The following is an 11163-nucleotide window of genomic DNA, read 5'->3' on the forward strand; positions in this document are numbered from 1 at the left end:
GCTGGCACACCTTCCATACTGTAGACAATATTTCGTCGACACTGTTCGGCATCCACCTCCGCGGTACTCCCTCGACCGAACGGAGAGTCTCCAGTGAGAGTCGCAGTCCTCGGCGCCGGTGCGATCGGTGCCTATGTCGGCGCCGCGCTGCACCGTGCGGGCGCCGATGTGCATCTCGTCGCCCGTGGACCGCATCTCGCGGCCATGAGGCAGCACGGCGTCCAAGTACTCAGCCCGCGCGGCGACTTCACCGCCCGCGCGCATGCCACCGACGACCCGGCCGAGATCGGCCCGGTCGACTTCGTCCTGCTCGGTCTGAAGGCCAACTCGTACGCGGCGTGCGGGCCGCTGATCGAGCCCCTGTTGCACGACACCACGGCGGTCGTGGCCGCCCAGAACGGCATCCCCTGGTGGTACTTCCACGCGCACGGCGGCCCCTACGACGGGCAGCGCGTCGAGAGTGTGGACCCGGACGGCGCGGTCAGTGCGGTGCTCGCGCCCGAACGTGCCGTCGGCTGTGTCGTCTACGCGGCAACCGAGCTGGCGGGACCGGGAGTTGTGCGCCATCTCGAAGGCACCCGGTTCTCCATCGGCGAGCCCGATCGCAGCATCTCGGCGCGCTGTCTGGCGCTGAGCGGGGCCATGCAGGCCGGCGGGCTGAAGTGCCCGGTGGAGCCTGATCTGCGCAACGACATCTGGCTCAAGCTGCTCGGCAACATCTCCTTCAACCCGATCAGCGCGCTCGCCCGCGCCACCATGCGGCAGATGTGCCTGCACGGCGGCACCCGCAAGGTCATCGAGATCATGATGATCGAGACACTCTCCGTCGCCGAGGCCCTGGGCTGCGAGGTCGGTGTCTCCATCGAACGGCGGCTCGCGGGCGCGGAACGCGTCGGCGACCACCGCACCTCGACACTCCAGGACCTGGAGCGCGGCAAGCCGCTCGAACTCGACGTACTTCTCGCGGCGGTGGTCGAGTTGGCGGAGATCACCGGCGTGGAGGTGCCCACCCTGCGCACCGTGCACGCCATCTCGGACCTGCTCGCGCTGCGGAGCGCTGCATGAGGAGACGGGGTGTTCGTGGAGTGTGCCTCGGCCTCACTCGGTATGTGCAGGACAATGGGGGCGTGGAGGTCACCTCGCCGCCCGACGGCCCGGTGGCCCACGGCACCCTCCGCAGCAAGGGCCGTTTCGGCCACCAGCACGTACAGAACCGGGGCTGATCAGGACATGGGACGAGTCACGGAACGACGCAAGGTGATCCGGATCCGGGACGGCGTGGTCTCCAGCCGCCCGGACACCCTCGTCGCCGAGGAACCCCTGGAGATCCGGCTCAACGGCAAGCCGCTCGCGATCACCATGCGCACCCCCGGCGACGACTTCGCACTCGCGGCCGGGTTCCTGGTCAGCGAAGGTGTACTGGCCAACGCATACGATCTGCAGAACATCGTGTACTGCGCGGGGGCGACCGTAGACGGCTCGAACTCGTACAACGTGGTGGACGTACGGACCGCACCGGACGTCGTGATGCCCGACATCACCTTGGAGCGGAACGTGTATACGACGTCCTCGTGCGGGCTGTGCGGCAAGGCGAGCCTGGACGCGGTCCGTACGACGGCTCGCTGGCCCATCGCCGACACTCCCCCGGTCCGTGTCGAACCCGCGCTCCTCGCGAGCCTCCCCGACCGGCTGCGCGCGGCCCAGCGGGTCTTCGACCGGACCGGGGGGCTGCACGCGGCGGCCCTGTTCAGCGAGGAGGGCGAGCTGCTGGACATCCGGGAGGACGTGGGCCGGCACAACGCGGTCGACAAGCTGGTCGGCCGCGCCCTGCAGAACGGTGACCTGCCGCTGTCCCGGGTCATCCTGCTGGTGTCGGGCCGAGCCTCCTTCGAGCTGGCACAGAAGGCGGTGATGGCGGGGATCCCGGTGCTGGCGGCGGTGTCGGCACCCTCGTCGCTCGCCGTGGACCTGGCGGCGGAGACGGGCCTGACCCTGGTGGGTTTCCTGCGGGGCAGCAACATGAACGTGTACGCGGGCGAGGACCGCATCGCCCTGCGGGCCGCGTCCGCCCAGGGCTGAAGATCCCCGCCCCGCGTCACGGCGGCGGGGCCCCGACCGGCGGGGAGCGCCCCCTGCGCCGCAGGGGCCCCGCCTCAGTCGGCAGCATGGTCGTGTACGGCGACACGGTCCCCGTCTGACCACTCCGCCCGCCCAGGTCAGCAGCCCCTCGTGAAGCGCACCTCGCAACCACCCGGCACGAAGCCCGCCTCAGCGACCCGCCTCACCGCCCGGCACGAAGCCCACCCCGGCCACCGGCCGTGACACGCGCGCTTCGGATGCGCCCTGCGTCCAACACACTTCAGCCACCCGGCGCCAGACCCACCTCACCCGCCCGCCCCGAACCGCACCTCCCCCGCCGTCACCACCGACCCCAGCCGCGGGAAGTCGAGCCTGACCGACGCCTGATGCTCGGCCGCGGTGAGCGCGCTCATGGCGTCCTCGACGAAGACGAGTTCGTGGCCGAGGTCCCCGGCGGCACGCGCGGTGGACTCCACACCGAGGTTGGTGGCGATCCCGCCGAACACCAGGGTGTCGACGCCCCGTTCACGCAGCCGCTCCTCAAGTCCCGTGCCCTGGAAGCCCCCGATCGTCCCCTTCACGATCTCCAGGTCCCCTTCCCGCAACAGCCCGTCGGCGAGTCCACTGCCGGCGGGCTGCTCGGCGATGCCGGGACGTTCGACCCGGATCAGCACGACGAGCGCACCGGCGGAACGGAAGACACCAGCCAACTCCTCGGCCACCGCGAGGACTTCGGGACCCTTGTACGGTTCGAGCGGCAACGCGACGACGCGGTCCATCAGGTCGACGAGGACCAGGGCGGTGCGCTCGGGGTCGAGGGACAGCCGGGGTTCGTGGGTCTGCGGTGGGGTCATGACGGAACGTTAGCCCCCGTCAGCCGTCCGTACCGGAAATCCGGATCAACAGGCCCATGAACTGGTCGCGTTCGGCCGCCGACAGCGGGGCGAGGAGTTCCTCGTTGGCCGCACGGGCCGCCTTCTCGCAGCGCTTCAGCAGCCGCGCACCCTCGGTCGTCAGCGACACCGCGTTCTTACGGCGGTCCTTCGCGTCCGGCTCGCGTACGACCAGGCCGGCGGACTGGAGGTCGTTCAGCACGCCGACCAGATCCTTGGGGTCGAGCCCGACACCACGACCGAGGTCGGCCTGGGCGACGGGCGCGAGGTCGCGGACGGCGGAGAGCACCACGTGATGCCACATCTTCAGCCCCTCGGCCGCCAGCGCGTCGGCGACAAGGGCCCGGCCGCGGGCGGCGGCTCGGCCGAGGAGCCAGCTGGGGAGCGAGCGGATCTCAGGGAGAGGAGCGGTGCGGAGTGCGGGGCGGGGTGCTTCGGCCATGCGGGCAGCCTAGCGAAAAGTCGTTGGACTTCCCAATGAAATCGTGAATATCATGGGGACTCCCAACGATTCCCCCTCCCAACATCACCGCTCCCTGGAGGTGCGATGCGTCGCGTCCGGTACGAGTCCACCGGCGGCCCGCTGTTCCTGGAGGAGACCCCCGTCCCCGCACCGGGCCCCGGTGAACTCCTCGTCCGTACCGAGGCGATCGGGGTCACCCTGCCCGTCGTCCGCAAGGTCACCGAGGCGGCCGAGCCGATCCCGCTCGGCGGCGAGCTCGCGGGCGAGGTGACCGCCGTAGGGCAAGGCGTGACGCGTTTTCGGGCGGGTGAGCGGGTGACCGGGCTGTGCTTCGGGCACGGGTACACCGACTTCGCCGTCCTCCACGAGGCCATGGCCTCCGCCGTCCCCGACACCGCCTCCGCCGTCGACGCGGTGGCGCTCGTCCGCAGCGGGCTGGTGGCCCTGGGCGCGCTGGACGCGGCCCGCCCTGAACCGGGTGAGGCCGCGCTGATCACGGCCGCGGCGAGCGGAGTCGGCCATCTCGCCGTGCAGTTGGCGAAGGCGCGGGGTGCCGGGCGGGTCGTGGGCGCGGTGTCCGATCCGACGAAGGGCGACTTCGTGCGGGCGCTGGGTGCCGACGAGGTGATCACCTACGACCGGCTGGGCCGGCCGGAGTGGGGCGAGCCCGTCGACTACGTACTCGACGCGGTGGGCGGTGAGTTGCTCACCCCGGCCGTCGCGGCGCTCGTCCCGGGCGGGCGGCTCGTGGCGTACAGCTCGGGTGGCGGGACGATCCGGGCGTACGACCTTCTCGTAGGTGCCAAGTCCGTGATCGGGTTCCAAATGGCGCGGATCGCGCGCGGGAGGCCGGAGTTGTGCGAGCGGTGGCGGCAGGAGCTGTGGCGGCGGTTCGCCGAGGGCGAGCTGAAACCGGCCGTGCACGGGGAGTTCGGGCTGGCGGAGGCGGCGAAGGCGCACGAGGTGATCGAGTCGCGGAGCAACCTCGGCAAGGTCGCGCTGCGCCCCTGAGGCGTCCAGCCCCACCTGACGATCACTCACCATCCATCGCACACCACGGAGTTGTGCGACGACGGGCGCTGCACGCTTCTTGTGAGGCACCGGAGGCTCCAACTAACGTCTGTGGCGCGCCCGTTGGACGTGGGATGTCCGGATGTCCAGACGAAGGAAGGGCAGGTAGCACCATGCCGTCGAGTCTTCGCGCACGTCTGAGATCCACCCTCACCGCCGCACTCACCCTGGCCGCACTGCTCATACTCCCGAGCCCCGCGCACGCCACCGCCGCCCAATCCACCGCCCCCACCCCCGAGTTCGACCAGCAGGTCCTCTTCAAAGCTCCCCAGGACGCGGGCTACGCCTGCTTCCGCATCCCCGCGATCGTGAAGACGAACGACGGCACGCTGCTCGCGTTCGCCGAGGGCCGGGTCCTCAACTGCGGTGACGCCGCCGATATCGACATCGTCGTCAAGCGCTCCACGGACGACGGCCGCACCTGGAGCCCGCTGGAGGTCGTCAACCACGGCGGCGGCGACACGCACGGCAACCCGGCCCCCATCGTGGACCGCCGCACGGGCCGCGTCCTGCTCGCCGAGACGTACAACACGGGCCGTACGGACAGCGCCAGTTGCTCGGTCCCCTGCGACCGCACCCCGCACCTGCAGTACAGCGACGACGACGGCCTGAGCTGGTCGCAGCCGCGTGACCTGAGCGACGAGATCCTGCCGCCGACCTGGAACTCCTGGTACGCCACCGGCCCCGTGCACGGCATCCAGCTCACCCGCGGCCGGCACAAGGGCCGGCTCGTGTTCGGCGTCAACACCGAGACCTGGGACGGCGAGCGAAGCGAGATGGGGGTCCCCCCGGCCGGAGGCTGGGGGAGGGTCACCGCGAACAACGCGGCGCTGATCGTGAGCGACGACGGCGGCGACCACTGGAGGATCGGCGCCACCGACTCGTATCCGATCGCGGCCGACGGGACCTGGCGGCAGAAGCCGTCCGAGGTGACGCCGACCGAACGCACCGACGGTTCGATCCTGGTGAGCGGGCGCGAACAGGACGGCACCGACCTCGGGCACCGCACCCAGGCGGTCAGCCGTGACGGCGGCGACAGCTTCACCGCGCCCTTCCACGACCTGCCCGACCTGTACGCCCCGCAGGTCCAGTGCTCGACGCTCGGCGTCGGTTCCCGCATCCTGCTGTCCTGCGACGCGGACCCCGACCGCCGCCGGACGATGATGATCCGCTCCTCCTACGACGGTGGCCGCACCTGGGACAGCGTGGATCGCGGCACGGTCGTGACGAGGGACTGGTCGGGCTACTCCGACATGGCGCGCGTCGACGGCGACACAGTGGGCCTGCTGTACGAGGGCGGCGCTGTGAGCGCCACCGACGAGATCCGCTTCGCCCGCTTCAACGAGGCCTGGCTGCAACCGCGTAGAGGCCCGGACCCCACGACCGCCGACCTCGTCCCGCACGCCAAGCGAGCGGCCGTGCTCGGTGGCGCCCAGGAGACCGACGGCGTGTCCGGTGGCGCCCTGTCCTTCGACGGCGTCGACGACGCGGTGCGCCTGCCGTACAGCGACCGACTGCCCCTGGGGACAAAGGACTTCACGGTGTCCCTCTGGTTCCGGTACACCGCCACGACCGGTGATCAGCCGTTCCTGTGGATGGGCGGGGTCGGCACCACCCAGCCGCAGGTCTGGCTGCGCGGTGAGCCCGCGGGCAACCATGTCCGGGCACTGATCACCACCCGGGACGGCGCGACGGCCGTCCACACCACGTCCGTGGTCACCACCGGCGCCTACAACGACGGCCAGTGGCATCACGCCGTACTGCGGCGCGGCGGTGGGCAGTTGACGCTGTCCGTGGACGGTACGGCGGTGAGCACGGCGGACGTCGTGGGGTCCGTCAGCCGCAACTCGCCGTTCGGCGTGCACATCGGCCAACGCGTGGACAGCCTGCAGTACTTGACCGGGTCGATCGACGAAGTCCACCTCTGGGACCGGCTGTTGACCGACGACGAACTGGCCGCGCAACATCCTTCCCCCGCCGGGACCGTCCTGTGGCTGCCCATGGACCATATGAGCTCCAGCCACTAACGTCCCGGGCGTGCCCGAGGACCGACGAGCACGACAGCGGAGGGGAGCCGGGGTCGGCCTGCTGCTGACCCTGGTTCTCGCGGCCGTGCTGCTCACCGCCCTCCCCGAGGACCGCCACGGGGAGGGCGGCGGCGCGTGCACGGCCCGTACGGTGCGTTCCTGGTCGGCGGACGCGAAGCTCACCAACTCCTTTGCCGCGTACGGCGACGACGAGTCCCGCGCCGACGACTGGACCGGCGGCGACGGTACCCACTCGGTGCGGCTGCCGGACGGCCGGGTGCTGTGGCTGTTCTCCGACACCTACCTCGGCCAGGTGCACCGCCCGCCCAACCCGGTCGGCGAGTCGTACGCCTGGCGGGACACCACCGCGCCGCTGGTCCGCAACTCGGCCGTGGTCATGAGTGACGGGCACCCCCAACTCACGCTCCCCGCCCCGCTGTTCCCCGATCCCGCCCCGAACGAGTGGCGTTGGCCGGTCGCGGCCCGCGTCGAGCCCCGCTCCCCCGGCTCGGCCGAGTCGGTCGTACGGGTGCTGCTGTGGACGCGGACGGCCGGAGCGTACCCGTGGATCTACGGTGTGCCGATCGCGACCGAGGTCGCCACGCTGTCGCTGCCGGGCCTGCGGGTGGAGTCGATCGTGAAGGTCTTCGACCAGCAGCTCGTCCAAGACCCGTCCCGGCGTGTGCAGTTCGGGACGACGCTGGTCACGGCGGGCGGCTGGACGTACGTCTTCGGCGGGAACGACGCCCAGGCCGCGGCCCGGCCGACCTCCTCGGCGTATGTGGCCCGGGCGCCGGAGGGGCGGCTCGCGGAGCCGGGTGCCTGGGAGTACTGGGACGGCTCGGCGTGGACGGCCCGGGCCGGGCCGCGACCGGTGCTCGGAGGTGGTCAACACACCGGCGTGGGCAGTGCGTTCTCGGTGGTGCGGGACGGCGGGACGTACGTCCTGTTCACGATGGCCGCGGGCACTCGGGGGCTCACCACCGTCACCTCGTACTGGGCCTGTTCACCCACCGGGCCGTGGCACGGGCCGACCAGGAGTTTCAGCCCGCCGTTGCCACAGGGACAGGTCGCCGCGTACAACCCGCAGGCACACACGGAGTTGGGCGACGACGACCGACTCGTCCTCAGCTACGACGTCAACTGGCTGGACGCGACGGCCACTTCGGCCGCCTGGAACCTCAGCCGGAACGTGTCGCTGTACCGACCGCGGTTCGTGACGCTGCGGTTGGGGCCGCCGCCGTCCCGGTGACCTCGGGCAGCGGGTCGCGGGCGCGGCGCTTGGCGATGACCGCGCACACCATCAACTGCATCTGGTGGAAGAGCATCAGCGGCAGCACCGCGAGGGAGGCGTGGGCGCCGAACAGGACGCTGGCCATGGGGAGTCCGGAGGCGAGGGACTTCTTCGAGCCGGCGAACTGGATGGCGATCCGGTCCTCCCGGTCGAAGCTCAGCGCCTTGCCGCCGTACCAGGTCAGGGTGAGCATCACGGCGAGCACGACGGCCTCGACGGCGAGCAGTCCGGCGAGGCGGGCCGCGCTGACCTGGTGCCAGATGCCCTGGACCATGCCCTCGCTGAACGCCGTGTAGACGACGAGGAGGATCGAGGCGCGGTCGACGTAGCCGAGGATCTTCTTGTGCCGGGTGATGAAGCCGCCGATCCAGCGCCGCAGCACCTGCCCGGCCAGGAACGGCACCAGGAGTTGCAGCATGATCTTGACGAGTGAGTCGGCGGAGAAGCCACCGCCGCTGTTGCCGAGCAGCGCCGCCGCGAGCAGCGGGGTGATGACGATGCCGGCGAGCGAGGAGAAGGATCCGGCGCAGATCGCGGCGGGCACGTTGCCGCGCGCGATCGAGGTGAACGCGATCGACGACTGGACGGTCGACGGGACGAGGGTGAGGAAGAGCAGCCCCTGATAGAGGGGGTGCGTCAGGATCACCGGGACGAGGCCGCGGGCGGCCAGGCCGAGCAGCGGGAAGATGACGAAGGTGCAGGCCAGGACGGTGGTGTGCAGTCGCCAGTGCTTGAGGCCGTCGAGTGCCTCACGGGTCGACAGGCGGGCGCCGTAGAGGAAGAAGAGGAAGGCGATCGCGGCCGTGGAGGCGCCCGAGGCGACGTCGGCGCCCGTGCCTCTGGCGGGGAGGAGTGCGGCGAGGCCCACCGTCCCGAGCAGCAGCAGGATGTAGGGGTCGATCGGCATCCGACTCGGCCATCGCAGGCGTTTCACTGTGCTCCACTGTCTCGCGCGTCTCGCTGTACGTCCGCTCCGTCCTCCGGCACGGACTCGTGCCCTCCCCATCCTCCTCTCCGGACTCTTGATCGGGAATCCGTCATACCGCTCTGACTGTCATCACGTTTCGCGATAGCCGGGTGCCGTGTATGCCATGGTGTATGCCATGTACGACCTCTCTCACCTGCGTACCTTCCTCGCGGTGTCCCAGACGCTGAGTTTCACGCAGGCCGCCCGGCGGCTCGGGCTGCGCCAGTCCACGGTGAGCCAGCATGTGCGGCGGCTGGAGGACGCGACGGGACGGCAGCTGTTCACCCGGGACACCCACTCCGTGGAGCTGACGGAGGACGGGGAGGCGATGCTGGGCTTCGCGCGCCGGATCCTGGAGGTGCAGGAGCAGGCGTCGGCGTTCTTCACCGGCACGCGGCTGCGCGGCCGGCTCCGCTTCGGCGCGTCCGAGGACTTCGTCCTCACCCGGCTCCCCGAGATCCTGGAAAGCTTCCGCTCCGACCATCCCGAGGTCGACCTGGAGCTGACGGTCGAGCTGTCCGGCACGCTGCACGAGCAGCTCACCGCCGGGAAGCTGGACCTGGTGCTGGCGAAGCGCCGCGCCGAGGACCCGCGGGGCGAACTGGTCTGGCACGACAAGCTGGTGTGGATCGGCGCGGAGCGGCTCCGCCTGGACGCCGATCGTCCGGTGCCGCTGATCGTCTATCCGCCGCCGGGCATCACGCGGGCGCTCGCGCTGGAGGCGCTGGAGCGGCAGGGGCGGGCGTGGCGGATCGCGTGCACGAGCGGGAGCCTGAACGGGCTGATCGCGGCGGCCCGGGCGGGGCTCGGGGTGATGGCCCATTCGCGGGGGCTGGTGCCGCCGGGCTTGGTGCGGGTGCCGGAGCGGGCGGGGCTGCCGGAGTTGGGGGAGGTCGATTTCGTGCTGGTGCACGGGCGGCGACGGGTCTCGGCGCAGGGGGCGGCGGATGCGTTGGCGGCGGCGATTCTGGCGGGCGGGGACCGGTTGCATCGGCGCGGCCCGTAATTTCGGTTTTTTTATCGCCGGTCGATATCGGAATTCACTTCAGCGAGGGCGCGAGAAAATGCCGGGCTGCACCCCGGCGTCGACAAAAAACACTGAGGGACTCGAGCCCCTCGGCCGACCGCGCGGGAATTCCCGGCAGCGGGCGGCGCTGCAATCAGCAGCGCCGCCCATTATGTCGCCGGCGGGCGGTTCAGGAGAACGAGAACTCTCCTCCGTAGTCGGTGTCGTGGTCGCGGTAGACGGTGCTGTAGTTGAGCCGGCTGGTGTCGACCACGCCGTCCTTGACGGAGAACTCGATCCAGACTCCGGGTCCGTCGATGCGGACGTAGTCGCCCGCGGTGTCCAGCGCGGTGGTGCCGGAGTAGGAGATGTAGGTGTCGTCGAGCTCCGACTTGTAGGTGCTCAGGGTGGACGCGGCGGTCGTGTCGTCCGCGGCCTCGACCCACGGCGTGATGGCGTCGCGCACCAACTGCTGCTGCTCGTCGGTCAGTTCGCTGACCGCGAGGCCCTCCTTGGTGTCGGGGAAGTCGCCGTCCTCGTCCGGGCCGAGCACCACGTCGGTGGTGGAGTCGGAGAGCTCCGCCTCCGACAGCTCGTCGTCGCTGAGGCCTTCGAGCATCGCCTCCACCCCGTCGTGCATCCCGGCCAGGGGTGCGTAGGTGGTGCCGTCGTCGGTCCAGCTGGTGGGTTCGACCCCGGCGAAGTACGGGGTGGAGCCCACGACCTCGCCGTCCTTGTAGGTGAGGTTCAGGGCCAACTGGTCGCCGCCGAAGTGGAGTTGCCAGGTGCCGGAGGTGCTCGGGGTGCCCAGGAAGGCGAGGTAGTAGTTGCCGCTGCCGTAGCTGCTGTCGGTCTCACCGAGGACGTCGTCGGCCGCCAGGATCTGGGAGATCTGGTCGTAGCCGCTGTCGGTGCCGGTGCCCGTGGCCGCTTCAAGTACCGCCTTGGCGGCGGCGAGTTGCTTGTCGCTGAGGGTGCTCAGTTCGATGCCGACCCGGCAGGTCGCGCCGCATGCCTCGTTCGACCAGGCGGTGGCGTTGGCCTGGGTGAAGTCGAGGAGTACGGCGGCCTGTTGGTCGTCGTCGAGGGTGTCCAGGAACGCGTTGGCGGCGTCGACCACGTCCGAGACGGACGAGCCCGTGCCGGCCGTGCCCGTGGGCTCGGGGGCGGACGCGGAGGTGGACGGGTGGGACGAGGAGGTCGATCCGGGGTCGGTCGGGGAGGTGGAGCCGGGGGTGGACGGGGACGCGGAATCGGGGGCCGACGCGGAGGCGGACGCGCCGGTGGACGGGTCGGTCTCCACGGACGCGGCGTTGGCGTTGGCGTACAGCGCGCCGCCGAGAAGGGTCGTCGCCGCCGCTAA

The 11163-nt window shown here is 70.8% G+C and carries 10 protein-coding genes; 6 read left to right on the forward strand and 4 right to left on the reverse strand.

Translation table 11 applies throughout. The features are described from left to right. Positions 1-93: 93 nt before the first annotated feature. Both SPR02S_RS52160 and fdhD read left to right on the forward strand, forming a co-directional pair. Positions 94-1065, forward strand: a complete 972-nt coding sequence (locus SPR02S_RS52160; protein WP_019065015.1) for a 2-dehydropantoate 2-reductase — start codon at positions 94-96, stop codon at positions 1063-1065. Positions 1066-1230: 165 nt separating this feature from the next. Continuing rightward, on the forward strand, positions 1231-2079 hold the full coding sequence (gene fdhD, locus SPR02S_RS52170; protein ID WP_019065017.1) for a formate dehydrogenase accessory sulfurtransferase FdhD: 849 nt from the start codon (positions 1231-1233) through the stop codon (positions 2077-2079). 305 nt (positions 2080-2384) lie between these two features. On the opposite strand, the gene SPR02S_RS52175 is transcribed toward fdhD, so the two are convergent. Further along, complete coding sequence (locus tag SPR02S_RS52175) at positions 2385-2933, reverse strand: isochorismatase family protein (protein ID WP_019065018.1); 549 nt, start codon at positions 2931-2933, stop codon at positions 2385-2387. A 19-nt stretch (positions 2934-2952) separates the two neighbouring features. Beyond that, a complete protein-coding gene (locus tag SPR02S_RS52180) occupies positions 2953-3414 on the reverse strand; it encodes a MarR family winged helix-turn-helix transcriptional regulator (RefSeq protein ID WP_019065019.1) in 462 nt (153 codons plus the stop codon). 105 nt (positions 3415-3519) lie between these two features. Here SPR02S_RS52180 and SPR02S_RS52185 point away from each other — a divergent pair, with 105 nt between their 5' ends. The 3 genes from SPR02S_RS52185 to SPR02S_RS52195 all read left to right on the forward strand — a co-directional run bounded on the left by SPR02S_RS52185 (position 3520) and on the right by SPR02S_RS52195 (position 7785). Beyond that, positions 3520-4446, forward strand: a complete 927-nt coding sequence (locus SPR02S_RS52185; protein WP_019065020.1) for a quinone oxidoreductase family protein — start codon at positions 3520-3522, stop codon at positions 4444-4446. A gap of 173 nt (positions 4447-4619) precedes the next feature. Next, complete coding sequence (locus SPR02S_RS52190; protein ID WP_019065021.1) at positions 4620-6533, forward strand: sialidase family protein; 1914 nt, start codon at positions 4620-4622, stop codon at positions 6531-6533. A gap of 10 nt (positions 6534-6543) precedes the next feature. Continuing rightward, on the forward strand, positions 6544-7785 hold the full coding sequence (locus tag SPR02S_RS52195) for a DUF5005 domain-containing protein (protein WP_019065022.1): 1242 nt from the start codon (positions 6544-6546) through the stop codon (positions 7783-7785). Here the strand turns inward: SPR02S_RS52195 and SPR02S_RS52200 are convergent. Beyond that, positions 7715-8734 carry a bile acid:sodium symporter family protein gene (locus SPR02S_RS52200; protein ID WP_019065023.1) on the reverse strand — a complete coding sequence of 340 codons (1020 nt, stop codon included), beginning with the start codon at positions 8732-8734 and terminating at the stop codon, positions 7715-7717. The two genes, SPR02S_RS52195 and SPR02S_RS52200, sit on opposite strands and share 71 nt — an antisense overlap. Before the next feature lie 196 nt (positions 8735-8930). Between SPR02S_RS52200 and SPR02S_RS52205 the strand changes: the two genes are divergently transcribed. Beyond that, the gene (locus SPR02S_RS52205; RefSeq protein ID WP_019065024.1) at positions 8931-9800 is read left to right on the forward strand and encodes a LysR substrate-binding domain-containing protein; all 870 of its coding nucleotides are present in this window, start codon (positions 8931-8933) and stop codon (positions 9798-9800) included. 190 nt (positions 9801-9990) lie between these two features. On the opposite strand, the gene SPR02S_RS52210 is transcribed toward SPR02S_RS52205, so the two are convergent. Beyond that, on the reverse strand, positions 9991-11163 hold a 1173-nt coding region (locus SPR02S_RS52210), incomplete at its 5' end, for a DUF3500 domain-containing protein (RefSeq protein WP_281169962.1).

Source organism: Streptomyces prunicolor NBRC 13075 (genome assembly GCF_000367365.1).
GTDB classification, from domain to species: Bacteria; Actinomycetota; Actinomycetes; order Streptomycetales; family Streptomycetaceae; genus Streptomyces; species Streptomyces prunicolor.

Bases quoted from the DNA above. Each gene is read 5' to 3' on its own strand.
- SPR02S_RS52205 (WP_019065024.1), top strand. From the start codon at position 8,931: ATGTACGACCTCTCTCACCTGCGTACCTTCCTCGCGGTGTCCCAGACG.
- fdhD (WP_019065017.1), top strand. From the start codon at position 1,231: ATGGGACGAGTCACGGAACGACGCAAGGTGATCCGGATCCGGGACGGC.
- SPR02S_RS52200 (WP_019065023.1), bottom strand. From the start codon at position 8,734: ATGCCGATCGACCCCTACATCCTGCTGCTGCTCGGGACGGTGGGCCTC.
- SPR02S_RS52180 (WP_019065019.1), bottom strand. From the start codon at position 3,414: ATGGCCGAAGCACCCCGCCCCGCACTCCGCACCGCTCCTCTCCCTGAG.
- SPR02S_RS52190 (WP_019065021.1), top strand. From the start codon at position 4,620: ATGCCGTCGAGTCTTCGCGCACGTCTGAGATCCACCCTCACCGCCGCA.
- SPR02S_RS52185 (WP_019065020.1), top strand. From the start codon at position 3,520: ATGCGTCGCGTCCGGTACGAGTCCACCGGCGGCCCGCTGTTCCTGGAG.
- SPR02S_RS52175 (WP_019065018.1), bottom strand. From the start codon at position 2,933: ATGACCCCACCGCAGACCCACGAACCCCGGCTGTCCCTCGACCCCGAG.